This window comes from Mycolicibacter senuensis, assembly GCF_002101885.1.
Taxonomy (GTDB): Bacteria; Actinomycetota; Actinomycetes; order Mycobacteriales; family Mycobacteriaceae; genus Mycobacterium; species Mycobacterium senuense.
Genome location: NZ_LQPS01000032.1, coordinates 20738 through 46314 on the forward strand (window position 1 = coordinate 20738; position 25577 = coordinate 46314).

Sequence of the window (25577 nt, forward strand, 5' to 3'; positions counted from 1 at the left end):
CGCAGGTCAGGCCAGGTTAGAACATGTTTCGCTTTCAACCTCTGGCGACGTCATCGCCGCTGGTCACCTCTGCGGACAGCCGACTATCGACTGTTACATTGGGGGCTTGTCAGCTCAGGTCGTCAAGGGAGATCGCGTGACCGCCACCAGTGTGACCACCGACGTCGTCATCGTCGGTTTCGGCGCCGCCGGCACCGCCGCCGCGATCACCGCCCGCGAACACGGTGCCGAAGTCATCGCGGTCGACCGCGCCAACGGCGGCGGCGCCACGGCGATCTCCGGGGGCATCATCTATGCCGGAGCGGGGACATCGGTCCAAAAAGCCGCCGGCGTGCAAGACACCGCCGAGCAGATGCTGGACTATCTGCGCCTGGAGGTCGGTGACGCGGTCAGTCCGGAGACCCTGCGGCGCTTCGTCGACACCAGCCCGGAGATGATCGACTGGCTGCAGCGCCACGGGGTTCCGTTCAACCCGGGCCTGTGCCCCTACAAGACGTCGTTTCCCAACGACCGCTACTACCTGTATCACTCCGGCAGCGAGAACGCCGGCGTCTCCCGTGCGGTGACGCCGCCGGTGCAGCGCGGGCACCGCGCCTACGGCAAAGGCACCTCGGGGAAGAAGATCTATGCGCCGCTGGCCGATTCGGCCTGCAAGCTCGGTGTGGACTTCCGCCCGCACACCGCCGTCACCGAGCTGCTGCAGGACTCCTCGGGACGGGTGACCGGGGTGCGGGCCATGACCATGGGCCAGGCGCCGCGGCGCATCCAGCGGCGTTACGCCCGGCTGGCCGCGATCTCGTCGAAGCCCGGCGTCTACTACCCACCGCTGCGCACCGCGATGGAGCGTCGGTTGCGGACGCTGGAGCGCCGTTACGCCCGGCCGATGGAGATCCGTGCGCGCCGCGGGGTGATCATCTGCGCAGGCGGTTTCATCGCCAACACCGAGTGGCGCAAGCGCTACGCCCCGGAATTCAACGGCGGCCTGCCGCTGGGCACCAGCGGTGACGACGGCAGCGGCATCGCCCTGGCGGCCAGCGTCGGCGGCGTGCCGGACCGGATGGACAATGTCTCGGCGTGGCGGTTCATCACCCCGCCGAGCGCGTTCATCTCCTCGATCGTGGTCGATGAGAAGGGCGACCGGGTGATCGACGAGACCCGTTACGGTGCGGCACTCGGCCAGGCGATGGTGAAGAACCATGGCAGCAAGGGCTGGATCCTGGCCGACGCCGCGCTCATGGCCGAGGCCCGGCGCCAGTTGCTGACCCAGACCCTGTGGTTTCAGCGCGCCCAGGCCGCGGCGCTGATGTTCACCGGCGCGGTGCGCGGCAAGACATTGACAGACGTCGCCCGGGCCGCCGGGATCGACCCCGCCGGCCTGCAGGCCACCGTCGACGCGCACAACGACGCGATCGACGCCGGTAGGCAGGATCCGGCCGGAAAGCCGGCCGAGTTCTGCCGCCGCATCGACAAGGCCCCGTTCACCCTGTTGGACATCTCGGTGCGGCCCAACGTCTTGCTGCCCACGCCGATGCTGACCCTGGGCGGCGTGCGGGTGGCCGAGGACACCGGCGCGGTCGTCGACGCCGAGGGCGGCCCGATCCCCGGGCTCTACAGCGCGGGCCGCACCGCGATCGGCGTCGCGTCGCGGTCCTATGTCAGCGGGCTGTCGATCGCCGACTGCGTGTTCGCCGGGCGCCGCGCCGGAGCCAGTGCGGCCGGCCACCGGCCCGGCTGAGCGCTAGTCCGTCGAACGCTCGATCAGATCGCGAAATACCCTGGCGGGGTGAAGGTTCGCGCCAGCGTCTTGGACCCGTTCGACCAGCGCGCGATCAGAGGTCACCACGGTGATGTCGTGCGGGCGCAGGTCGGCTCGGACCAGCCGGACGATCTCGTCGTCGGCGGAGTCGGCGCCGGCTCGCGGCGCCGCGGCGATCTCGATGACCCGTGAATCCAACGGCGGCGACGGTCGCTTTTCGAACACCACGGTGACCCGCTGGTTCTCCGCCACGGCCCACTGCTCGAGCTGGCGGGTCAGCCGGACCATCGCCGCGTGACGGTCCTTCCACCAGCCGTCCGGGCGGGAACCGATCACGTTCATCGCGTCGACGATCCAGCGCACCCCTCCGACGGTACGGTGCAGTCATGGATCTGGTCAGCTACGAGCTCAACGACCACGTCGCGACCATCACGCTGAATCGGCCCGAAGCCCGCAACGCCATCAACGGGGCGATGCGCACCGATCTCAACGCCGCCTGGGAGGCGTTCCGCGCCGACGAGGACGCCTGGGTAGGAGTGTTGACGGCCGAGGGCGACGTGTTCTGCGCCGGGGCCGATCTCAAGGACTCCGAGGGCGCCGTCGGCACCTTCCCCGGCACGTTCTGGGAGAAGCCCACGATCAACTCGTTCGAGTCCGGTATGGAGCTTTTCAAGCCGACCATCGCCGCGGTGCACGGGCCGTGTGTCGGCTACGGCCTGACCGGATTGTTGTTCTGCGACTTCGTCATCGCCAGCACCGAGGCGGTGTTCCGTTTTCCCGAGGTACGGCTCGGGGTGCCCACCATCGTCGGGGCGATCCGGCTGCCGCAGCGGGTGGGCTGGGCCAATGCGATGGAGTTGCTGTTGACCGGAGAGCCGATGAGCGCGCAGCGGGCCGCCGAGATCGGGCTGGCCTGGAAGGTGGTCGACCCGGCAGACCTGCAGGAGACGGCGCAGTCCTGGGCGCGCACCCTGACCAGGGCCGCTCCGCTGGCCCAGCGGGCCACCAAGGAGGTGGCGTGGCGCAGCGCCGGCATGAGCTGGATCGACGCGGTCCGATTCGGCGAGACCATGCGCAAGGTCGCCGGAGCCACCGAGGACGTCGCCGAGGGCCTGCAGGCCTGGCGCGAGCAGCGGCCGCCGCGCTGGCGGGGCCATTGATTCAGGCCTGAATCAGGCCTGGGCGGGCGCCGGTGTCGCCCGCGCGGCGGCATCGGGCAGCACCGGTGGGACCGTCGCCGCGGCCGCGACACACAGGTAGGCCACCGTGAAGCAGCCGATCGTGTACCAGAGGCTTCCCACCGGGTCGCCGTTGGCGGTGACTCCGCCCACCGCGCCGAGGTAGGCCGGCAGAGCCGTCAGCCACAACACCGCCATGACCGACAGGTACACCGCGGCGTAGCGCACCATCAGCGGGTTGTCGTGGCGGCCGTCGACGATCAGGTTCAACCGCATCCGCCGCCACTGCGCCACCAGCACCGGAACGGCGACCGCGACGATAACGAGAAGCTCTGCGGCATAAGCGATGCCCAACAATCTGCCGTCGGTTGCGGCGCCCAGTAGCGTTGCCGGCAACGGCAGGATGCCGGTCCCCAACGATGCCAGCAGTCCGACGACCACGGTGCGCACGAGCACCTGCAGCCCGCTGAATCGCCTGCCCTGGTCGACGTGGCGCCCCACGAGCCACTGCACGCAGAACGCCAACGACGCCGGCCACAGCGCCGCGAAGACCACCACGCTGCCCATCGGGACCGAGGCGAACATCGGCTGGTTCAGCGGGTTGTCCACCGACCACTCCCACCAGCGCAGCTGCGGGCCCAGGTGATCGAAGATCTCGTAGAAGGCGTGGTGGACGAAGCCCACGCACACGGCGCCGACGACGACACCGTAGCGGCGGAAGACCCCCAGAATGCGCACGATCTCGAACGCGATGGTGGCCATCATCGGATAGATCGCGATGATGTACAGCGGCAGCCGCCCCCACAGGAAGTCGACGGTGAACACGTTGTGCGCAAACATCGTGTCGACATGCTCGGCGATCCCGAACGCCGCCGGGAAGTACAGCGGGGGCTCGATGATCAGCAGGTAGGCGATCGCACCGAACCACAGGGTGAGGTTGGTGGCATCGCCGTGGCGCCGGAACCGGTTGATCGCGTAGACCAGTGCCAGCACCGCCCCGATGATGACGGTGATCTCCAGGACCGGCAGTGTCCAGTTCTCCAGCTGCAGCGGATTGCGGAACTCCACCACCCCGCCGGCCTCCGCGCAGGAGAAGCCCAGCGATTCGGCCAGCCGCTCGAAAGTCGGGGCACACAGATCAGACATCAGGCGCTCTTCTCCTCGGCGGTGTACCACTTGGTCACGTCGTAGCCGTCGGCGTAGCGGGCGAACCACTTCTCGGCCAGGACAGGGATCTTCTCGTGCGCCGGTTTGTGATTGGGCAACTGGCTACGCACGATACCGTTCACCGCGGTGAGCAACTCGGCTTTGGGAAGATGCTTGAAGGCGTCGATCACCGGACCCTGATCGGCCGGCCAGCCGAACGGGAGGCGGCGCCGCCAGGCCTGCTTTCCCCGGTAGGTGGTGAACAACGACAACGCGTCGACTTTGCGGTCCTCCAGCGGGATGTGCTTGTTGAATCCCAGGCAGGCCACCTTGATCACGCTCATCACGTGCTTGAAGATCGACGGCGCCATCCGCATCCGGTACCAGGGATCGTCGATGACATGGTCGTAGATGATCAATGCCGAGCTGCGGTGCTCGACCTCTTCGACGAAGTGCCACAAGAACAATGACGCGACCCGGTCATCGCCGGGGGCGAACAGCGTGTCATCGTGGTCGAGCATCAGCTTGAAGACCGGGGTGAAGGTCGCCTCGAGGTCGGCGGTGTAGGCCAGTCGGTAGGCCAGCGACGTCTCCGCCGTCATCGCGTCGAACATCGCGTTGCACTCGTCGACCGTCTCCTTGAGGGCCGGATAGGCCTTGATGAGAGCCTTGGCGTGGCCGCGGTGCGCCATCGAGTGCTGGCCCTCCTGGCGGACGAACGCGTCGGCCTCCGCGGCGACCGCCGGGTCGGTGATCAGCGGCATGGCCTCGCTGATCATGCCGCCGATCATCTTCTCGAAGCCGATCGCCAACAGCGAGACCGCGTTGGCCATCGACGAGAACGCCGGGTTGACCTCGTTCCACAGAAACGGCACGGGATGATCGGCAAATGCGAATCGCAACTTACGCACGATCAGGTCGGTCATGGCCACCTCGACTATCAACATACAAATGAACGTCTTCGCGTATGATTGTTCGGTGTTCGCCGGCTGTCAAGGGGCTCGCTGATGGCACGCCGACGCGGCTGGGGCGGTAACCCGCCCCACAGCGACGAGGACGCCGGTCGGCGGATCATCGCCGCGGCCGTCGACCTGGTCGCCGAAACGGGGGCGGCGGTGTCGCTGGCCGACGTCGCCGCGTCGCTGGGCGTCATCCGCCAGACGGTGTACCGCTACTTCCCCACCGCGGACGCCCTGATGCGTGCCGTGGCGATCGCCTCGGTCGACGACTTCCTGGACCGGCTCACCGAACACGTCCGGGGCATCCACGACCCCGCCGACGCGCTCACCGAAGGCACGCTCTACACCCTCGACGCGGTGATCCGCTCCCCGCACCTGGGCGCGATGCTGTCCTCCTCGTCGGCCCACAGCCGGGAGATGGCCTCCGAGGAGGCCCGGGCCTTCGGCATGCGGATGATCGAACGGTTCGACGTCGACTGGCCCGGGCACGGCTACGACGAGACGAGCCTGCGCGAACTGGTCGAGTTCACCCTGCGGGTCATGTTGTCGTTCGTCGTGGCCCCCAACGACCCCGGCCGGTCCCCCGATGAGCTGCGCCGGTTCCTGCGCCGCTGGCTGGGCGAAGCGGTCGCCGCCCAGCGCGGGCACCGGTAACACCGATCGCGGACGGACCCGGGGACCGCCGCGCCCTGTTGCATACCCCCTGGGGTGTTTAATACCCCCTGGGGTATGCTCGCGGACGTCGGGCGGATCGAAGGAGGTGCCGAAGATGGCCACCATGTTCACCATCGCCAAGCGGGCCTGGGTGCCACTGGTGATCACCGCGGCCGCGGCCGCCGGAACCGCGGCGGTGGTCAACCTGCGCGGCGCGTTCGGCTCCGACGAGATCTTCCACTGGGACGGCAGCGGCTCGGCGCCCATCGCCTCGATCAACGAAAAGCGGGTTGTCTACGAGCTTTTCGGCCCGGACAACTCCGCGGGCGGGGTCAGTTACCTCGACGAGCAGACCCGGCCCGTGCAGGCGACATTCACCGGGCTGCCATGGCGCTACACCATCACCACGACCAGCCCTGCGGCGATCGGCAACCTGGTGGCCCAGGGCGACGGGGACCGGATCGGTTGCCGCATCACCGTCAACGGCGTCGTCAAAGACGAACACGTCGCCGTCGGGCACCACGCCCAGACCTTCTGTCTGGTCAAAGCGGCATGAGCGGCCACACCGACCCCCGCCCGCGCTACATGCGCCTGGTTCGCCGGCTGGCCTGGCCGCTGATCGCCTGCTGGTTGCTGTTGACCGTCGGACTCAACGTGCTGGTGCCGCCGATCGAATCGGTGGCCCGTGAGCACGCGGTGACGATGTCCCCGCAGGATGCGCCCTCGCTGATCGCCGCGAAACACATCGGCGCGACGTTCGGTGAATTCGACTCCGACTCGATGGTCATGCTGGTGATCGAGGGCGAGAGCGAACTGGGCCCGGACGCGCACCGCTACTACGACACGCTGATCGCGAAACTGTCCGCCGATCACGAACACGTCCAGCACATCGCCGATCTGTGGGGCGATCCGATCACCGCCGCCGGCGTGCAGAGCAGTGACGGCCGCGCCGCCTACGCGCAGATCAACACCGCCGGCGATCAGGGCAGCACGGCGGGCAACGAATCCGTCGACGCGGTGCGCCAGATCGTCGCCGCGGTGCCGGCACCCGACGGGGTGCGGGCCTACGTCACCGGCCAGGCGGCGCTGACCACCGATATGACCGAGGCCGCCGACAAATCCATGCTCAAAATGATGGCCGTCACCGGCGTGGTCATCATCATCATGCTGGCGCTGGTCTACCGTTCAGCGGCCACCGTGGCGCTGGCACTGGTGATGGTCGGCTTCGAGATGGGCACCGCCCGCGGCCTGGTCGCACTGCTCGGCAATGCCGGCCTGCTGGGATTCTCCACGTTCGTGGTCGCCATGCTGTCGTCGCTGGCGATCGCGGCCGGCACCGACTACGCGATCTTCCTGATCGGCCGCTACCACGAGGCCCGCAATGCCGGAGAAGACCGTGAAACCGCCTGGTACTCGATGTTCCGCGGCACCTGGCACGTCATCGTGGGCTCGGGGCTGACGATCGCCGGCGCCTCGCTGTGCCTGCACTTCGCCCGACTGTCCTACTTCAAGGCACTGGGCATCCCCTCGGCGCTGGGCCTGTTGGTGGTGATCGCCGGTGCGCTGACCGTCGCCCCGGCCATCGTCGCGGTCGCCGCTCCGCTGCTCGACCCCAAGCGGGTCGAGGGTCGCGGCTGGCGCCGGATCGGCACCGTCAACGTCCGCTGGCCCGCCCCGGTGTTCGTGGCGGCGTTGCTGGTCACCCTGGTCGGGATGCTCGCGGTGCCGGGCATGAAGATCAGCTACAACGACCGGTACTACATCCCGGCCGATCTGCCCGCCAACGTCGGCTACGACGCGGCCGAACGGCATTTCAGCGCCGCCCGGATGAACCCCGACGTGCTGATGGTCGAGGCCGATCACGACCTGCGCAACCCGGCCGACATGATCATCCTGGACCGGATCGCCAAGAACATCTTCCGCACCCGCGGGGTGGAACGCGTCCAGAGCATCACCCGGCCGCTGGGCAGCCCCATCGACCACACATCAATACCGTTCCAGGTCAGCATGAGCGCCGTGCCGATCCAGGAGAACCTGCAGTTCATGAACAACCGGCTCGCCGACATACTCACCATGAGCGACGATCTCGGCGCCGCCATCGACTCGATGAACCGGTTGCGCGGCCTGGTCTTACAGCTGGGCGACACCACCGGCCGGATGCACGCCGACATGGCCGACGTCACCTCGACCGTCGACGAGATCCGGGATCACATCGCCGATTTCGACGATGTGGCCCGGCCGGTGCGCAACTACTTCTACTGGGAGCAGCACTGCGCCGACATCCCGGTCTGTCACGCGGTGCGGTCGGTGTTCGACGCCTACGACGGCATGGATCGGTTCAGCCAGAAGATGCGGCCGCTGCTCGACGACATCAACGACATCGACGCGGTGATGCCGCAGATCGTCGAGCAGTTCACCCCCATGATCGCGGTCGCCGAATCCATGCGGGCCAGTCTGCTCAGCATGCACAGCAGCTTCGCCGGCCTGGTGACCCAGATGGCGCGGATGACCGACACCGCCACGGAGATGGGCCGAGCCTTCGACGCCTCCAAGGCCGACGACTACTTCTACCTGCCGCCGGAGGCCTTCGACAACCCGGATTTCCAGAAAGGCTTGCAGCTCTTCGTGTCTCCGGACGGTACGGCCGCGCGGTTCATCGTCACCTACGACGCCGATCCGGCCACCCCCAAGGGCATCTCCTTCGTGGAGCCGATGCTGGCCGCGGCCCACGACGCGGTGAAGGGCACACCGCTGACCGCCGCCAAGTTCTATCTCACCGGCACCGCGGCGGTCTACAACGACATCCTGTCCGGTTCGGCCTACGACATCCTGATCGTCGGCGTGGCCGCGGTGACGCTGATCTTCATCGTGATGCTGCTGATCACCCGGGCACTGGTGGCCGCCGCCGTCATCGTCGGGACGGTGCTGCTGTCGCTGAGCGCCGCGTTCGGGCTGTCAGTGCTGGTGTGGCAGCACATCTTCGGGCTGCCACTGAACTGGATCGCCCCGGTGTTCGGGGTGATCATCCTGCTGGCCGTCGGCTCGGACTACAACCTGCTGCTGGTCTCGAGGTTCCAAGAGGAGATCCGGGCCGGAATCAGCACCGGAATCATCCGCTCCGTCGGCGGAACCGGGTCGGTCGTCACCGCGGCAGGTCTGGTGTTCGCCTTCACCATGATGTCGATGGCGGTCAGCGACCTGTACTCGATCGGCCAGGCCGGCACCACGATCGGGCTCGGGCTGCTGTTCGACACCTTGATCGTGCGGTCGTTCCTGACCCCGTCGATCGCGGCGCTGCTCGGCCGCTGGTTCTGGTGGCCGTTACGGGTGCCGCCGCCGCATGCCGCGGCCTTCGGCGCGACGGTGCCCGCGCCTAGCCGGCAGCCGGTGACCGCGGGATCACTGTAGGCCGAAAGTCGTACTGGGTGGCGGTGGCGCCGAAGCCACCGCGCCCAGCCAGACTCCCGACCGGGACCATCGGCGGCACCCCGGCGGGGTGTCCGGCCGTTCCCGCCACCGAACCGGTGACCGGCAATCCCGCGGCGGTCGGGCCGGTCGCTGCACCCACGCCGGTCCAGCCGGGCGGCACCGACAGCGCGCCGATCGAAGCGGACCGGCCCAGACCCGCCGTCGCCGCCTGCCCTGACGTGAGGCCGGTCAGCGTCACCGTGCCGCTGCCGGAGGTCAGCGCCCCGGACGCTGCGATCGGTGCCGCCGCACCGGCCGCGGCCCCCTTGGCGCCGTTGGTGCCGCTCATCAGCATCCGCATCAGCATGGTCATCGGCATCATCGCCATCCGCAACGGCATGGTCAGCGAGGTCAGCCCGGACAGTGACGCAGCCGAGCCATTCGCGGGCGTCTCGGTCGCCGGCGCCGCCAGGGTCTGCAGTGCCGCCGGGGTCGCCGAGATCAGCTGCGGCCCTTGAGTCATCAAGGTTTCGGCGTCGGCTCCGGTGGTGGCCGCAGCGGACGCCGAGCACGCCTGGCCGGACGGCTCGGTGGTCTGCGGCGGTGAGGTGAACGGGCTGACCCGGGTGGCCACCGCCGACGCTCCGGCATAGCCGTACATCGCCGCCGTGTCCTGAGCCCACATCTCCAGGTAGTCCGCTTCGGTGGTGGCGATCGCCGCGGTGTTCTGCCCCAGGATGTTCGTCGCGGTCAGCGTCGCCTGCAGACTGCGGTTCGCCGTGATGAGGGGCGGCGGAATCGTGGCGGCGAACGCGGTTTCGTAAGCCGACACCGCCGCCGACACCTGGGCAGCCGCCTGCTGCGCCTGCGCCCCGGTGGCGTTGAGCCAGGTGATGTAGGGACTGGCCGCGGCCGCCATGGCCGCCGACGACGGCCCCGCCCACGACCCGGTGGTCAGGCCGGCGATCACCGACGCGTAGGACGCGGCCGCCGAGTTCAGCTCGCCGGCCAGCTCCTGCCAGGCCGTCGCGGCGGCCAGCAACGAACCCGGCCCGCCCCCGGCGTAGATCCGCGCCGAATTGATCTCCGGCGGCAGGACTCCGAAATCCATCGCCTCCCCTTGTGTCCTGGTCGGCGACCAGGCCGACGAGTCTTTTGGGAAGGCTAGCCAGCAGCTTTTGGTGTCCCGCATGTCCCGGCTGTGCGCCCGCTGTGCGGTGCCGGCGATGACGCCCCCGGGGTCGGCGTCAGCCCAGCGCGCCCGACAGGTACTGCTCGCGACAGGCCGTACGCCCGAGTTTGCCGCTGGTGGTGCGTGGGATCGTGCCCGCGCGGACGAACCGGATGTCCGCGGCGGCCAACCCGTGCACCCGGGACACCTCCGCGCGGATCGCCGCGATCGCCGGCGCCGGATCCTGGCGGCCGGTCCCGGTAGCGCGCTCGGCGACGATCACCAATCGGTCGGCGTGATCGGCGGTGAACGCCACCGCGTACCCGGTGCGCACCATCGGTGAGGCCTGTGCCACCGTGGCCTCGACGTCGTGCGCGTAGTGACCGCGCCCCTCGATGGTCATCAGGTCGACCGTCCGGCCGGTCACATACAGCTCGCCGTCGCGGTAGAACCCGAGATCGCTGGTGCGCAGCCAACTGCCGTCGACGGGCGCACCCTCGGCGTGACTGCCCCGGCTCAACCGGCGCTGCAACCGCGCACCGAACACCCGTCGGGTCTCTTCCGGCCGGCGCCAATAGCCGGCGGTCACGTTGTCGCCGTGCAGCCAGATCTCACCGATGTGGCCGTCAGGCAACTCCCGACCGGTTTCGGCGTCCACGATGACCGCCCACAGGCTGCGCGCGACCCGGCCGCAGGACACCGCAGCCACCGCATCCGGGGCGTCGGCAGCCACCGGCACCGCCCGGCCCGCACCGAGTCGCTCACGCCCCAGGTGCAGCACACTGGCCTCGGCGTCGGGGTCGATCGTCGCCACGAACAAAGTGGCCTCGGCGATGCCGTAGGACGGCTTGATCGCGGTGCGCGACAAGCCGTATGGGGCGAATGCCTCGGTGAAAGCCCTGACCGCCGGCATGCTCACCGGCTCGGATCCGATGATCATCACCACGCCGGTCAGGTCGATGTCGGCGCCCGGCGCCGGCCGGCCGCGCTGGGCGGTCAGCTCGTAGGCGAAGTTCGGCGCCGCGGTGACCACCCGCCCGCGCCGCGACGCGTCCGACAGGGCGTTGATCCAGCGCTGCGGCCGGCGGATGAATGCGGTCGGCGAGATCAGCGTGGAGTGACCGCCATAAACCGTGGGAAATCCGATCATCGACAGACCCATGTCATGGTAGAGCGGTAACCAGCTGAGCCCGTGGGTGTTTCGGTCCAGCATGTCGATCGACAGGATCATCTGCAGCAGGTTGGTTCCCACGGCACGGTGGGTCACCTGCACGCCTACCGGCGGCCGGGTGGTGCCCGAGGTGTACTGCAGATGCGACACGCCGTCGATGTCGATGCGCACCGGCACGAATGCTGCGGCGGCCGAGTCCGGGATCTCGTCGATGACCAGGATGTGCGGCCGCAACGGCTGTGGGAGCCCGCGAAGAAAGTCTTCGACGGTGTGCCGCGCCGCCGCCGTGGTCAGGACCACCGACGGCGCGGAGTCGCGCAACGCGGTGCCGAGGCGTGCGGCGTGGCCCGGCAGTTCGGGGGCGAACAGCGGCACCGCAATGGTGCCGCACTTGATCGCCGCATAAAATCCGGCGACGTAGTCGAGTCCCTGCGGCGCCAGGATCCCCACCCGGTCGCCCGGGGCGCTGACCTCTTGCAGCCGGGCGCCGATGGCGCGCATTCGGCCGCCGAGTTGTTCCCAGGTCAGCTCCACCGCCCGGCCCTCGACCGGACCGGCGTAATCGAGGAATCGGAAGGCCACCGCGTCGCCGACATTGGCGATGTTGCGGTCGATCAGCGAGATCAGGGTGGCATCCGGCGGCAGGGCGATGCCGCCGTCCGCATCCAGGCACTCCTCGATCTGGATCAGGCCCTTGAGCGCTCCCGGCTGCGGCTGAACCATGACCCGCAGTCTAGAGGGCGGCGCCGTCCCGCTCCGGTGTTGACCGGCGTGCCTGCCGGAACACATCGGGCCGCGGCGTGCGCTACTCCGCACCCCCGGGCGCGGTGTTCGCCGCGCAGACCGCAGGCAGGATCAGCGTGTCGATGACCCGCCGGATGAACGTCGCGTCGACGCTCTGACCGTTGATGGCCTGCATCAGGCCCAGGCCGGTCAGGACGTCGGCGATCAGCGACCAGTCCCGGCCGGGCGCGAGCTCACCGCGCGCCTCCGCCCGGTTGAGGATGGCTGTCACCATCCGTCTGCCCTTCAGCAGCAGCAGATCGTCGAGGGCCGACGTGAGGTGCTGGTCGTGCATCGCCTCCATCGCCACCCGCAGCACCAGATCGTTGGGGATCCGCTGACTGTCGTTACGCGCCACACGTTCAACCAGCGCATCGAAGTCACCGGCGAGGCTGCCGGTGTCCGGGGCGGCGTCGTCGATCAGGTCGGGCCGCCAGTACACCAGCGCATCGGTGATCAACGCCGCCTTCGACGACCAGCGGCGGTAGATCGCGGCCTTGCCGACCCCGGCGCGGGTGGCGACGTCGTTCATGTTCGTGCCGTTGTAACCGTGCTCGGTCAACGCGGCCAGCGCGGCATCCAGAATCGCGGAATCACGCGAGCGATCGAGCCGGCCGTCGGTGCGTTGGCGCAGTCTCGATCTCGTCTCCGCCCTGCGCCCCGAACCAGCGACCGACAACGCCATCACCGAACTTCCTGCCCCGGTCGGGACGGGCGAGCCGCATGCCCGGTGATCTCAAAGGTGTTGAGCGGCCACCAGAACCAACGCCCCAACGCCGCGGCGATCGACGGCGTCATGAACGCCCGCACCATCAACGTGTCGATGATCAGGCCGATACCGATGGTCGTGCCGAGCTGGCCGACCACGCGCAGGTCGCTGACGATCATCGCCATCATGGTGAAGGCGAACACCAGGCCGGCCGCGGTGACGACGCGTCCGGTAGCCCCCACCCCGCGGATGATGCCCGTGTTGAGCCCGGCGTGGATCTCTTCCTTGAGTCGCGACACCAGCAGCAGGTTGTAGTCCGAACCCACCGCCAGCAGGATCACCATCGACAGCGGGATCACGATCCACTGCACTCCCAGGCCCAGGATGTCCTGCCAGAGCAGCACCGACAACCCGCACGCGATGCCCAGCGACGCCGCTACCGTGCCGACGATCACGATGGCCGCCACCACGCTGCGGGTGATGATCAGCATGATCGCGAAGATCAGGATCAGCGAGGCGATGAGCACGATCATCAGGTCCACCACGACGCCGTCCTGCATGTCGGCGTACAGCGACGCGGTACCGGCGATCGAGACCTTCGCGCTGGCCAGCGGGGTGCCCTTGAGGGCGTCTGCGACGACGTCTTTGAGGTCTCGGACGTGGGCGATGCCCTCCACCGAGGCCGGGTCGCCCTGGTGGGTGATGATCATCCGGACCGACTTGTGATCCGGCGACATGAACATCTTGATGCCCCGCTTGAAGTCGGGATTGTCGAACACGTCCGGCGGCAGGTAGAAGAAGTCATCGCTTTTGGCCTGGTCGAAGTACAGCCCTATCTCGGTGGCACCCTTGGCCAGTTCCTGTTGTTGAGCCTGGGTGCCGGCCATGGTGCTGTGGGTCGCAATCATCATGTCGTGCATCTTGTTCATCGAGTCGATGTTCTCTCGCAGAACCGGCAGCATCTGCGGCATCAACTCGTCCAGGCGGTCGATGTCGATTGTTAGGCCCTGAATCTGCTCCGCGAGTTGGTCGATGCCGTCCATGGTGTCGAAGATCGACCGCAGCGACCAGCAGATCGGGATGTCGTAGCAGTGCGGTTCCCAGTAGAAGTAGTTGCGCATGGGCCGCCAGAAGTCGTCGAAATCGGCGATATTGTCCCGCAATTCACCGGTGGTGTCGGCCATCACGTGCGTCCGGCCCGCCATGCTGTGGGTGGTTTCGCTGGTCTCCTTCATGATCGTGTACATGCGTTCCAGGCTGGCGGCGGTCTTGGCCATCTCGTCGGCCTGTTCGAGCAGTTGTGCGGCGTTGTCGTTGTTGAACTTGGCGGCCTGCAGCGTGCCGGCGTTCTGCGCGCCGAGCAGGAACGGGATGGAACTGTGCTCGATCGGTGAGCCCAGCGGGCGGGTGATGGTCTGTACCCGGTCGATGCCGCGCATCCGAAAGACGTGCTTGGCGACCTTTTCGATCACCAGCATGTCCGACGGTGTACGCAGGTCATGATCGGTCTCGAGCATCAACAGTTCGGGGTTCATCCGGGCCTGGGAGAAGTGCCGATCCGCGACGGCCATCGCCAGGTTGGCGGGCATATCGGCGGGGGTGAATTTCTGGTCGTTGTACTGCGGCACATAGGTCAACAGGCTGACGAAACCCACGACGGCGACAATGCCGGTCAGCAGGATGATCGGAATGGGCCAGCGAACCGTGCTGGTTCCGACCTTGCGCCAGTTGCGCGTCGAGAGATTCTGTCTGGGGTCGAGCAGTCCGAATCTCGATGCCACGGTGAGCACCGCCGGCCCCAACGTCAGTGCCGCGGCGATGACCACCAGAATCGCGATCGCGCAGGGCGGCCCCATGGTCTGGAAGTAGGGCAACGTCGTCATGCCGAGACACATCAAGGCGCCGACGATGGTCAACCCGGACCCCAGGATGACGTGTGAGACGCCGCTGTAGGCGACATAGAACGCGTCGTCGCGGTCAAGGCCCTTCGCCCTCTCCTCGTGATAACGGCCGAGGAGAAAGATCAGGTAATCCGTTATCGCGGCGATGGACAACATCGTCACCATGCTCACCGCATACGGGGTCAGGCCGATGATGTTGAGGTTGCCGACTGCGGCCGTAACACCCATCGCGGCAAACAGGCCCAGTCCGATGACCGACATCGACACCAGCATCGTGACCACCGAGCGGTAGATGGTCAGCAGCATCACGATGATGATGGCGACCGAGACCAGTTCCAGCCTCGACATACTTTGATGCCCGGCGACGCTGGTGTCGGCATTGAGGACGGTGTTGCCCGCGACGTGGGCCTTGATGCCCGGCGGTGGGTCAACCGACGCGACGATGTCGCGTACGGCGGCCACCGACTCGTGGCTTTCGGTGGTGCCCTGCGAGCCGTCGAGGAAGATCTGCACGTAGGCGGACTTACCGTCCACACTCTGTGAGCCCGCCGCGGTCAGCGGGTCACTCCAGAAGTCCTGAACGTTCTGCACGTGCTTGTCGTCGGCCTCGAGTTTGGCGACGATCTCGTCGTAGAACTTGTGCGCGGCATCGCCGAGGTGGTCGTCGGACTCCAGCACAACCATCGCCGTGGAGTCCGAATCGTACTGCTGGAATACCTTGCCGATGTTGAGCATCGCCTCGTACGAGGGTGCGCCCGTGGGGCTGATCGGGACCGACCGGGTGGCGGCGACCTTGCCCAGTGACGGGACCACCGTGCCCAGGATGACCGCGAGGAGCACCCAGGCCAGGATGATCGGCACCGAGAAGATCCGGACCATCCGGCCTAAGAAGGGGCGGTACGGGCGGTCGGGCTGCGGCTCGCTCATACCGACTTCACCAGGCAGTAGATGAACGGTTTGACGGTGTCGGTGCTGGCCCGGTCATCGCGCAGCACGTCGTCGACCGTCACCCGGCACCGAAGATCGCTGACATTGCGATCACCCTGAGCGATGATGTTGGCCGACATCGACGGTAGCGTCGTCACAATCGTGAACGACCAAGGAAGCGAGGCATTTTCGATCAGATTGGGTTGGCCGTTCTCGTCAAGGTAGTTGAGGTTCGCGGTACCGCCGGTCCCGGTGACCTCGTAGGTGATGTGTTTCGGGTTGAAGTTCTCGGTGATCGCCGAGCCCTCCGCCAAGTTCGGGCCCTGATGGCCCAGGGTCGCGCGGATCCGGACGATGGCATACCCGCCCAGCGCCACGACGACCACCAGCAACAGCGGGATCCAGTACCGCGTCAACACTCGATACACCCGGGGTGGCCTCCCACTCTGTCGCCTGGTCCGGAAGCAGGACGGCCCGATTCCGGCGGAGACGCTGGTCTCCCCCACCGACGCGGAACCCGGGTTCCGCCACTGCAACGGTCGTCAGACTACTTCACCTGTGGGTTGGCCGTTCGCGCCGGGCGGGATGCTGCCGGGTCACAGCAACGGTTCGTGCAGCGCCAGGCTGATGAAGAGGTAGCCCATGCAGATCAGCAGGTTCAGCGCGGCGAGCACCAGCCCGGCCACGATCAGCGCACGCACCAGCCTCCGGCGGTTGCGCTGTGCCCGGGCCAGTCGCTGTTCGCGTTGGAGCGCGGTCGCGGCGAGCGCGAAGGTGTAGTCGACCGATTCCGCGGCTGCCGGCGGCGCCCCGGCCATCATCTCCCGCAGCCGGGCGGCCGGAATCTGCACACCGACTCCGGCGAAGCGCCGGCTCATCCGCCGCGCCCCCCAGCGGCCCACCGGTCGAGCCCCCGGAGCGCTGCGCTGCGGCGACTGATCCCACGGGGTGCCCCACCGGCCTGACCGGGCCGTCATAACTGATCACCATAGCCACGAAAGCCGCCGAAACCACCGGCTTCAGGCAACTTCCGCGACGGCGCCCGCGGCATGGCGAAGATGTATGGCAAAACTGCGCTATCGCTCAGCGAGCAGCGGCACAATACGTGGGAGTGGCAGGCGGGACCCGGCTGAGACCGCCGCATGACCCCGGCGAACAGGAGCGTAATCCCATGACGACGATCGAGACGAACGCGGCGACGAGTGCACCGGTCCATCGCGATGTCGAAGCCGACGTTGCCGCGACACAGCAATACTTCGACAGCCCGCGCTTCGAAGGCGTCACCCGCCTCTATTCCGCCCGCCAGGTGGTCGAACAGCGCGGCACCATCCCCGCCGACTACATCGTGGCGCGCGAAGCGGCGACGGCGTTCTACGCCCGGCTGCGTGAGCTGTTCGCCGCCAAGAAGAGCATCACCACGTTCGGCCCGTATTCGCCCGGTCAGGCCGTGGTGATGAAGCGGGTCGGCATCGAGGGCATCTACCTGGGCGGGTGGGCCACCTCGGCGAAGGGCTCCATCACCGAGGATCCGGGTCCCGACCTGGCCAGCTACCCGCTCAGCCAGGTGCCCGATGAGGCGGCCGGGCTGGTGCGGGCCCTGCTCACCGCGGACCGCAACCAGCACTACCTGCGGTTGCAGATGACCGACGAGCAGCGCGCCGCCACCCCCGCGGTGGACTACCGGCCGTTCATCATCGCCGACGCCGACACCGGGCACGGCGGTGATCCCCACGTACGCAACCTGATCCGGCGTTTCGTGGAGGCCGGCGTGCCCGGCTACCACATCGAAGATCAGCGGCCCGGCACCAAGAAGTGCGGCCACCAGGGCGGCAAGGTGTTGGTGCCGTCCGACGAGCAGATCAAGCGGCTGAACACCGCGCGGTTCCAGTTGGACCTGATGGGCGTCCCGGGCATCATCGTCGCGCGCACCGACGCCGAGGCGGCCAACCTGGTCGAGAGCCGCGCCGACGAACGTGACCAGCCGTTCATCCTGGGCACGACCAACTTGAAGATCCCGTCCTACAAGTCCTGTTTCCTGGCGATGACGCGCCAGTTCTACAACGCCGGGATCACCGAGATCAACGGCCACCTGCTCTACGCCCTGCCCGAGGGCGAGTACGCCGCCGCGGATGCCTGGCTGGAACGCAACGGCATCACCGCGGCGATCACCGCGGCGGCCGAGAGCCGGCGCGGCGACGGTCGGCAGTCGGTGGGCGGCATCTTCGACGAGATCGAATCGAAATTCGTCGAGGCGTGGCAGAACGACGCCGGGCTGATGACGTTCGGCGACGCCGTCGGCGAGATGCTCGAGTTCGCCGAACGTGAAGGCGAACCGAAGGACATGAGCGCCGCGCAGTGGCGGGAATTCGCCGCCCGGGCACCGCTTTACACCGCGCGCCAGAAGGCGACCGAGCTCAACGCCGACCCGGGTTGGGATTGCGAACGGGCGAAGACGCCGGAAGGGTACTTCCAGGTGCGCGGCGGCATTCCCTATGCGATCGCCAAGTCGCTGGCGGCGGCTCCGTTCGCCGACTTGTTGTGGATGGAGACCAAGACCGCCGACCTCGCCGACGCCCGCGAGTTCGCCGAGGCGATCCACGCCGTATACCCCGACCAGATGCTGGCCTACAACCTGTCCCCCTCGTTCAACTGGGACACCACCGGCATGACCGACGAGGAGATGCGGGCCTTCCCCGCCGAACTCGGCAAGATGGGCTTCGTCTTCAACTTCATCACCTATGGCGGCCACCAGGTCGACGGCGTGGCCTCCGAGGAGTTCGCGGCCACCCTGCTGCAGGACGGCATGTTGGCGCTGGCCCGGCTGCAGCGCAAGATGCGGCTGGTCGAGTCGCCCTACCGGACCCCGCAAACCCTGGTCGGCGGACCGCGCAGCGACGCCGCGCTGGCCGCCTCGTCGGGCCGCACCGCCACCACCAAGGCGATGGGCGCAGGCTCCACCCAGCATCAGCATCTGGTGCAGACCGAGGTGCCCAAGAAGCTGCTCGAGGAGTGGCTGGCGTTGTGGGCCGAGCACTATCAGCTCGACGAGCGACTGCGCGTGCAACTGCGGCCGACCCGCCCGGGATCCGATGTGCTGGAGCTGGGGATCTACGGCGACGACGACGACAAACTCGCCAACGTGATCGTCGACCCGATCAAGGACCGGCATGGGCGCAGCATCCTGACGGTGCGCGACCAGAACACCTTCGCCGAGAAGTTCCGGCAGAAGCGGCTGATGGATCTGACCCACCTGTGGCTGATCCACCGGTTCAAGGCGGCGGCGGTGCACTACGTCACGCCCACCCAGGACAACCTGTATCAGACCGAGAAGATGAAGGCGCACGGCATGTTCAGCAGCGTCCATCAGGAGGTCGGCGAGATCATCGTCGCCGACGTGAACCAGCCGCGCATCGACGAACTGCTGGCACCGGACCGGGCGGCGCTGGGCAAGCTGATCAGCAAAGCGGACTGAGGGCTACTCCGGCCAGCTGTTGCCCAGGATGGTCTCGACGAAATCGCCGCGGACGAATGACGGGTCGTAGTGGTCGAGCACGTCGGCGTTCACCGTGCCGAAGGTGCTGTCCGGGCGGTGTCGGACGCCTTCGGTGAAGGAATGCAGGATGCGGCGTTTGAAGTCGGGCCGCGGGTGCGCGGCGGTCACCGCGGCGAGCTGATCCGCCGCCAGATCGTCGCGGCCCACGCCGAGCACATCGGTCTCGACGCCGGCGGTGACCAGGGCGATCTCCGGGTCGAGGAACTCCGGTATGCCCGGGGTGGTGTGCAACGCGATACCCAGCCACACCTTGCGGGCATCGGCTTGCCCGACGCCGCGCTCCAGCAGAAAGTCACGCGCCGCGTCGGCCCCGTCGACCTCGAAACGCCGGCTGGACGTGGTGCGATACGGCGCGGTCAGGCCCAGGTCATGAAACATCGCTCCCACGTAGAGCAGTTCCAGGTCGGCGACCAGCCCGCGCCGCTGCCCCTGTAACGCACCGAAGAAGAACACCCGCCGCGAGTGGTGAAACAGCAGATCGTCTTCGACGTCGCGAATGAACTCGGTTGCCTCCCGCACCAACGCGGTGTCGGGGATCGCAATACCTGCAACAGTTGTTCCGGTCACGGCCCGGCTCCTTTCGTTTCGCGAATGGCGGCCACCGTGTCGGCCAGGGTCTCCCGCGGGTCGCGAAACACCACGCCGAGATCGCGTTCGGCCGGCGAGTCATCAGCGGCCGGCATCTGGGTGTAGTACTGCATCCCCGCCTCGGTGAACGGCGTACTGAGCGGCAGCACCCGCTCGGCCTGATCCAGCAGGCGCCCGGCCCAGCGCAGCGCGACGTCCGGCACCGGAGCGGCGAGCATGGCCGAACCGGACACCGTTGCCAATAGGCCGGCCAGCTGCCGCGCGGGCACCCGATGCCCGCCGGCCATGTAGCGCCGGGGACCGCGGCCGGGCTCGAGCAGCGCTACGTGCAACGCCGCCAGGTCGCGGACGTCGACGATCAGCCAGGCCGCGCCGCGGCCCGGGATCACCCGCATCTGCAACGCGGCCCGCACCCCCTCACCGGCCTCGCCGAATCGGTCGCCGACCGGCGGACCCAGCACCATGCCGGGGTAGGTGATGTTCACCGGGGTGCCGGCATCCTGCAGATCGCGCACATAGCGTTCCTCGCGGGCCTTGGAGCGCCCGTAGCCGTCGGATCCGCCCGCCACCGGCAGGTCGGCGCGCAGCGTGCCCAGCCCCGGCCGGAACAGCGCGGTGAAGCTCGAGACGTGGATGATCGGGTCCAACCCCAGCGTCGCCGCGCCGCCGAGGACGTTGCGGGCGCCGTCGGAATTGGTGGTCATCATCTGGTCGTTCTGGCGCGGGTCGGTGGCGACCAGCGCGGCCGCATGCACCACGGCGTCGCAACCGTCCAGCGCGCGCCCGACCGAGTCGGCGTCGGTGATGTCGCCGACAACATGGTCGGAGACGTCGACACCGAGCCGTCCGACACTGGTGTGCAGGCCGGCGGGGTTGCGGACCAGGAACCGCACCCGGTGTCCCGCGTCACTGATCGCCTTGGCCGTCCAGCCGCCGACGAAGCCGGTTCCTCCGGTGATCAACACTCGCATTGTGCTCATCCACCGATTCTGCCCGGAGCGGCGATGCGGACGGGCCGTCTCAGGTCCGCTTGGGCAACTGACCGGCGATCAGCGGCACGATCTTGTCGGCCATGTAGGCGTGTCCGGCATCGGTGGGATGCACACCGTCGGGGCCGATCAACTCCGGCCGGCCGACGAACCAGCCTTCGGCGAGCGGATCGACGAACTCCGCTGCCACCACGCGCGCCTCGGCGCTCAGGATGTCACGGATCCGCCACAGTTCGGCGGGCACGTCCGCGGTGGGCCACGACGGCCCGATCACCAGTATCCGGGTGGACGGCGCCGCCCGGCGTGCCAGTCCGAGGGTCTCGGCGACCAGCCGGGTCAGCCGGCCCGGTTCGACGTCCTGGTCGTTGCGGGAGCCGAAGAACACCACCAGCGCGTCGTCGGGCTGCACCACCCGGGCGGTCAGGTCCCCGAACAGGCCGCCCTGGTTGCCGCGCACCGCGTAGCCGGCGCCGCCTTCGGCCGCCACGTCGGCGCGGACGTAGGTGCCACGGCCCGCCAGCAGCTGCCAGGCCCGCTCGGTCCAGTTCGCGGCGCCTCGACCGGTGTCTTCATATCCGGAGGTGTAGGAATCGCCGATCACCGCGATTCGGCTCGGCGAGGCACTCAGCGACACCGTGTCGTAGTGGCGCGCGGAATCGCGATCGCGGGCCAGGAGGCCGGTGCAGACCACGACCGCGAGCACCATGGCCGCCAGCGAGCCGGCGAACATCGTCAGCCGGCCCACCGCGCACCTCCCCCGAACACGTCAGTGCACACTGACCGGAACCGCCTCGGTGCGTCCGTTCCGGAGCCGGTCATCCACCTCGACGGGGGCGACCGGGTCGACGGTCAGCGGATCCTCTGCCGGCGTGACCTGCGCCTTCTCCGGCCGGGTCCCGACCATCCGACGCATCCAGCGCCGACCAGGTTCCTCAACGCCGTGGAACAACAACACCGACAACAGCGTCGCCCCGGCCAGCAGCCCGCACACCATCCACTTGGCCGCACCCGCGCCCTCGTCCAACACGATCTCGAATTGTATTGCGGCCCAGTTCCACGCGGTGTGCACCAGCTCGTGAACCATGTACAAGCAGAACGAGATCTGTCCGCCGTAGACCATCACCCGGGTCGACAGCAGCGCCGGCAGGCTGCCGGTGCCGATCGCCAGCGCCATCACCAGCGGCACGAACAGCACATCGACCAGCCCGCCGCTGTCGTACAGCCCGGAGATCGGATGCGCATCGAAGTAGTACAGGGTCCCGACGATCGCGACGATGAGCAGCGCCGAGCAGTAGCCGGCGCCACGGCGGGCCCGGTCGCTCAGTCCGTGCGGCAGCTTGCGCACCGACGCGCAGGCCAGCGCGCCGGCGGTGAACTGCATGACGATGCGCGGCAGCCAACTCCACGGCGTGTAGAACTGGCCGGTGGCCAGCAACAGCAGCAGCGGCGGCAGCGAGGCGGTGACCGCCAGCACGGCCAGGCCACCCGCCGATGTCGCCCGCATCACCCGGTAGATCACCAGGACCAGCCCGCCGAACAGCAGGTAGGCCAGCCATTCGGCGCTGATCGACCAGGCCGGCCCGTTCCAGCTGGTCCCGTCGAAGAACGGTTCGAACCACAGCTGTACCAGCAGGACCTGTCGCACGTAGCTGGTGGCGGTCATCCGGCTGAGGTCTTCGGTCGGCACATGGCCGACGTGCAGCGTGAAGATCACCCACAGCAACGCCAGGTGCAGGGTGACCAGGTAGATCGGCCAGACCCTGGCCAGCCGCAACCACAGGAAGTGCAGGGTGGCGCGCGGGGAGAACGACTCCCCCATTCGTTCCAGGTAATTCCAGGTCAGCACGAATCCACTGAGGATGAAGAACAGGTCGACGCCCTGCGCCCCGCGGTCGAGCACCGGACCGAGCGCGTCGCTGAAGGCCGGCGATCCCAGTCGCAGCAGCGGCCGGAAGTGGAACAGCACCACCCACACCGCGGCGATGATGCGAAGCCCGGTGAGGGCTTTGATCTCTCCGCTGCGCACAACACTCTTTCGCCGATGGGCTCTAGCTGTCTTGACTGGCCTCTGTCGCGGGGACAGCGTAGCGACCGGGACTGCCGAATCGCGAGCGACCACGCCCGGTGATACTTGAGCGATGCCAGAGGAGTATCGGGTGGGCCGCGGGATCGCCGACATCACCGGCGAGCCGGCCGAGTGCGGAATGCTCGGTTACGGCGTGCCCTCCCAGCAGACCTCCGGTCTGCACAACCGGTTGCGGGCCCGGGCGTTCGTGATCGTCCACCCCGCCAGCGAGGCGCGGCTGCTGCTGGTGGTGTGTGAGCTGCCGCTGCTGCTGGAAAGCGTGCACCGCGAGGTCCTCGGGCGGCTGGCCACCGCCCACGGCGAGCTGTACACCTTCCACAACGTGATGCTCACGGCCACCCACACACATTGCGGCCCGGGGGGCTACTCCGACCACCGGCTCTACAACTCCAACACCGGCGGATTCCGGCCGCAGACGTTCGGCGCGATCGTCGACGGCATCTGCGAGGCCGTCGAGCGCGCGCATGCCGACCTCGCTGCCGCCGCCCTGAGCCTCGCCGTGGGCCGGTTGCACGACGCCAGCAGCAACCGCTCCCCATCGGCGTTCGCCCGCAACCCGGCGGCCGAGCGCGCCCACTTTCCCGACGCGATCGACCCGCAGACCACGCTGCTGCGTATCGAACGGGGCGGCCGGCTGGTCGGCGCGGTGAACTGGTTCGCCACCCACGGCACTTCCATGACCAATCGCAACACCTTGATCAGCGGCGACAACAAGGGCTACGCCGCCTACCGGTTGGAGCGCCTCGACCGCGGCATCGACTACCTGGCGTCGGATCCGCCGGATTTCGTCGCAGCCTTCGCCCAGACCAACAGCGGCGACATGTCGCCCAACCTCAACCACCGTCCCGGCAGCGGCCCCACCGAGGACGAGTTCGAGAACACCCGGATCATCGGGGAGCGGCAGGCCGCCGCGGCCACCGACCTGACGACCGGGCACGGCGCCGAGGTCACCGGCGGCCTCGATGCCCGGGCCACCTATGTCGATCTGTCCGATTTCGAGGTCTCTCCCGAGTTCACCGGGGACGGCCGAGTCCATCGCACCGGGCCCGCGGTGGCCGGGGCGGCGGCGCTGGCCGGTACCGATGAGGGCCCGGGCCCGCTGCACCCGTTGCTCAGACAGGGCCGCAACTGCGTCGTCGACTCGCTGGTCGGCGCCACCGTCTACCGGCTGGCACCGCGACTGCGCGACGCCCACGCACCCAAGGGCCTGATGGGGCCGGGAAGCCGACTGAACCAGGCGCTGACCCTGATGCCCAACGGCGGCCCGGTGCAGCTGCTGCGCATCGGGCAGCTGTATCTGATAGGCATCCCCGCCGAGGTGACCATCGTCGCCGGGCTGCGGTTACGCCGCACCGTGGCCGCCATCGTGGGCGCCGAGCTGCGCGACGTGCTGGTGGCCGGCTACAGCAACGGCTACCTGCACTACGTCACCACGCCCGAGGAGTACCAGGAACAGCGCTACGAGGGCGGCAGCACACTGTTCGGACGCTGGGAACTGGCTGCGCTGCAGCAGGTGGTGGCCGGACTGGCCACCGCGATGCGCGATCAGCGGCCGGCGCCGGTCGGCAGAGCTCCCGCCGAGCCGCAACGGCGGCGGCGGTCGCGCCGGCAGGCCGGCGTCGATGAGCCGGCCGCCGGTCGCCGGTTCGGGGAGGTACTGCGGCCGCCGCTGGCCCGCTACCGGCCGGGCGCCACGGTGACGGTGGTGTTAACCGGCGCCTACCCGAACAACGACCTGCGCCGCGGCGGCACCTACCTGCGGGTTGAGCGTGAGACCGACGGCGCCGGGGGTGGCTGGAGCACCGTGGCCGACGACGGCGACTGGTCGACGACGTTCCGCTGGCGCCGCGCCGGCCGCCGCGGATCGACCGTCACGGTGACCTGGACGGTGCCGGAGGACACTCCCGCCGGACGCTACCGGCTGCGCTATGACGGCGACGCCCGCGGGCCCGGGGGCCGGCTCACCGCCTTCACCGGGTCGACCGAGCCGTTCGAGATCTCACGAAAGCGTTAAGAGGCCGCCCAAGGTGCCTTAACTTCGCCGCCTAACGTCGGGAAATGTCACCGTCGGCCACCTGCCGACAATGACAGGACATCGGAAGCGGGGGCTGGCATGGCTATCACGATCACCACTCGGGGCGCGGCGCGGATCGGTCAGCAGGGCAACCCCACCGTGAAGTGCGGTGACGCGCAGATTCGAGCGCACTCCCGGCACCTCGCGACGGTGGTCACGATCCGGGGCCGCATCGACTCCAGCAACGTCGACGAGCTCAGCGAGCACGCCCGGCGCTTCGTACTGGCCAAGGAGCCGCTGCTGCTCGACCTGAGCGGGGTGACCTCGTTCGCCGCCGCCGGCATCTGGCTGCTGTGCGTCCTCGACGGTGACTGCCGCGCCGCGGGCGTGGACTGGACGCTCATCGACGGCCCGGCGGTCAACGAACTGCTCGGTGACTTCGACGAGGACGCCATGTTCCCGACGGCCCGCTCGGTCGAGCAGGCGCTGCACGCGCTCGCCGACGGCAACGACCAGCGCCGGCAGGCGCTGCTGCCGCTGTTCCAGAAGTCGGCCTAGCGATAGGCCGGAGGTACCCCGGCGCC

Annotated in this window: 21 protein-coding genes; 8 read left to right on the forward strand and 13 right to left on the reverse strand. The window is 68.4% G+C overall.

Annotation, left to right across the window (positions count from 1 at the left end):
- The first annotated feature begins 136 nt into the window (after positions 1-136).
- Positions 137-1735, forward strand: coding sequence for an FAD-binding protein (locus AWC24_RS08400; RefSeq protein WP_085083857.1), 1599 nt, complete (start codon positions 137-139; stop codon positions 1733-1735).
- 3 nt (positions 1736-1738) lie between these two features.
- On the opposite strand, the gene AWC24_RS08405 is transcribed toward AWC24_RS08400, so the two are convergent.
- The gene (locus tag AWC24_RS08405; RefSeq protein ID WP_085083859.1) at positions 1739-2119 is read right to left on the reverse strand and encodes an NYN domain-containing protein; all 381 of its coding nucleotides are present in this window, start codon (positions 2117-2119) and stop codon (positions 1739-1741) included.
- A 23-nt stretch (positions 2120-2142) separates the two neighbouring features.
- Here AWC24_RS08405 and AWC24_RS08410 point away from each other — a divergent pair, with 23 nt between their 5' ends.
- On the forward strand, positions 2143-2916 hold the full coding sequence (locus tag AWC24_RS08410; protein ID WP_085083861.1) for an enoyl-CoA hydratase/isomerase family protein: 774 nt from the start codon (positions 2143-2145) through the stop codon (positions 2914-2916).
- A 12-nt stretch (positions 2917-2928) separates the two neighbouring features.
- Here the strand turns inward: AWC24_RS08410 and AWC24_RS08415 are convergent, their stop codons facing one another.
- On the reverse strand, positions 2929-4080 hold the full coding sequence (locus tag AWC24_RS08415; RefSeq protein WP_085083863.1) for a hypothetical protein: 1152 nt from the start codon (positions 4078-4080) through the stop codon (positions 2929-2931).
- A complete protein-coding gene (locus AWC24_RS08420) occupies positions 4080-5006 on the reverse strand; it encodes a metal-dependent hydrolase (RefSeq protein ID WP_085084047.1) in 927 nt (308 codons plus the stop codon). The genes AWC24_RS08415 and AWC24_RS08420 overlap by 1 nt, the downstream gene beginning before the upstream one ends.
- Positions 5007-5087: 81 nt before the next feature.
- Between AWC24_RS08420 and AWC24_RS08425 the strand changes: the two genes are divergently transcribed.
- The 3 genes from AWC24_RS08425 to AWC24_RS08435 all read left to right on the forward strand — a co-directional run bounded on the left by AWC24_RS08425 (position 5088) and on the right by AWC24_RS08435 (position 9101).
- Positions 5088-5693, forward strand: a complete 606-nt coding sequence (locus tag AWC24_RS08425) for a TetR/AcrR family transcriptional regulator (RefSeq protein WP_085083865.1) — start codon at positions 5088-5090, stop codon at positions 5691-5693.
- A 124-nt stretch (positions 5694-5817) separates the two neighbouring features.
- Positions 5818-6249: an MmpS family transport accessory protein gene (locus AWC24_RS08430; RefSeq protein WP_165757726.1), complete on the forward strand. Its 432-nt coding sequence runs from the start codon at positions 5818-5820 to the stop codon at positions 6247-6249.
- Entirely contained in the window at positions 6246-9101 is a 2856-nt protein-coding gene (locus AWC24_RS08435; protein WP_085083867.1) for an MMPL/RND family transporter, read from the forward strand. The genes AWC24_RS08430 and AWC24_RS08435 overlap by 4 nt, the downstream gene beginning before the upstream one ends.
- Here AWC24_RS08435 and AWC24_RS08440 read toward each other — a convergent pair.
- From AWC24_RS08440 to AWC24_RS08465, 6 genes are all read right to left on the reverse strand, one after another.
- Positions 9067-10212 (reverse strand): PPE family protein, encoded by a 1146-nt coding sequence (locus AWC24_RS08440; RefSeq protein ID WP_085083868.1) that lies wholly within the window; start codon positions 10210-10212, stop codon positions 9067-9069. The genes AWC24_RS08435 and AWC24_RS08440 overlap by 35 nt on opposite strands.
- Positions 10213-10348: 136 nt before the next feature.
- Positions 10349-12166 (reverse strand): fatty acyl-AMP ligase, encoded by a 1818-nt coding sequence (locus tag AWC24_RS08445; protein WP_085083870.1) that lies wholly within the window; start codon positions 12164-12166, stop codon positions 10349-10351.
- Positions 12167-12248: 82 nt separating this feature from the next.
- On the reverse strand, positions 12249-12911 hold the full coding sequence (locus AWC24_RS08450; RefSeq protein ID WP_085083872.1) for a TetR/AcrR family transcriptional regulator: 663 nt from the start codon (positions 12909-12911) through the stop codon (positions 12249-12251).
- Positions 12911-15763 carry an MMPL/RND family transporter gene (locus AWC24_RS08455; RefSeq protein ID WP_085083874.1) on the reverse strand — a complete coding sequence of 951 codons (2853 nt, stop codon included), beginning with the start codon at positions 15761-15763 and terminating at the stop codon, positions 12911-12913. Before AWC24_RS08455 ends, AWC24_RS08450 begins: the two co-directional genes overlap by 1 nt.
- Complete coding sequence (locus tag AWC24_RS08460) at positions 15760-16182, reverse strand: MmpS family transport accessory protein (protein WP_407663422.1); 423 nt, start codon at positions 16180-16182, stop codon at positions 15760-15762. The genes AWC24_RS08455 and AWC24_RS08460 overlap by 4 nt, the downstream gene beginning before the upstream one ends.
- A 177-nt stretch (positions 16183-16359) precedes the next feature.
- Complete coding sequence (locus tag AWC24_RS08465) at positions 16360-16740, reverse strand: hypothetical protein (protein ID WP_234807300.1); 381 nt, start codon at positions 16738-16740, stop codon at positions 16360-16362.
- Positions 16741-16934: 194 nt separating this feature from the next.
- Between AWC24_RS08465 and aceA the strand changes: the two genes are divergently transcribed.
- Positions 16935-19235 (forward strand): isocitrate lyase ICL2, encoded by a 2301-nt coding sequence (aceA, locus tag AWC24_RS08470; protein ID WP_085083880.1) that lies wholly within the window; start codon positions 16935-16937, stop codon positions 19233-19235.
- A gap of 3 nt (positions 19236-19238) precedes the next feature.
- Here aceA and AWC24_RS08475 read toward each other — a convergent pair whose 3' ends face one another.
- The 4 genes from AWC24_RS08475 to AWC24_RS08490 are packed head-to-tail and all read right to left on the reverse strand — an operon-like array spanning position 19239 to position 22919.
- A complete protein-coding gene (locus tag AWC24_RS08475; RefSeq protein WP_085083882.1) occupies positions 19239-19883 on the reverse strand; it encodes an HD domain-containing protein in 645 nt (214 codons plus the stop codon).
- Positions 19880-20875 carry an NAD-dependent epimerase/dehydratase family protein gene (locus AWC24_RS08480; RefSeq protein WP_085083884.1) on the reverse strand — a complete coding sequence of 332 codons (996 nt, stop codon included), beginning with the start codon at positions 20873-20875 and terminating at the stop codon, positions 19880-19882. The genes AWC24_RS08475 and AWC24_RS08480 overlap by 4 nt, the downstream gene beginning before the upstream one ends.
- Before the next feature lie 49 nt (positions 20876-20924).
- On the reverse strand, positions 20925-21623 hold the full coding sequence (locus AWC24_RS08485; protein ID WP_085084051.1) for an Rv0518 family GDSL lipase: 699 nt from the start codon (positions 21621-21623) through the stop codon (positions 20925-20927).
- A 36-nt stretch (positions 21624-21659) separates the two neighbouring features.
- Positions 21660-22919, reverse strand: coding sequence for an acyltransferase family protein (locus AWC24_RS08490; protein WP_085083886.1), 1260 nt, complete (start codon positions 22917-22919; stop codon positions 21660-21662).
- Between the two features lie 112 nt (positions 22920-23031).
- On the opposite strand from AWC24_RS08490, the gene AWC24_RS08495 reads away from it, so the two are divergent.
- Both AWC24_RS08495 and AWC24_RS08500 read left to right on the forward strand, forming a co-directional pair.
- Positions 23032-24993 carry a neutral/alkaline ceramidase gene (locus tag AWC24_RS08495; protein WP_085083888.1) on the forward strand — a complete coding sequence of 654 codons (1962 nt, stop codon included), beginning with the start codon at positions 23032-23034 and terminating at the stop codon, positions 24991-24993.
- A gap of 99 nt (positions 24994-25092) precedes the next feature.
- Complete coding sequence (locus tag AWC24_RS08500) at positions 25093-25551, forward strand: STAS domain-containing protein (protein ID WP_085083890.1); 459 nt, start codon at positions 25093-25095, stop codon at positions 25549-25551.
- The last annotated feature ends 26 nt before the right edge of the window (positions 25552-25577 follow it).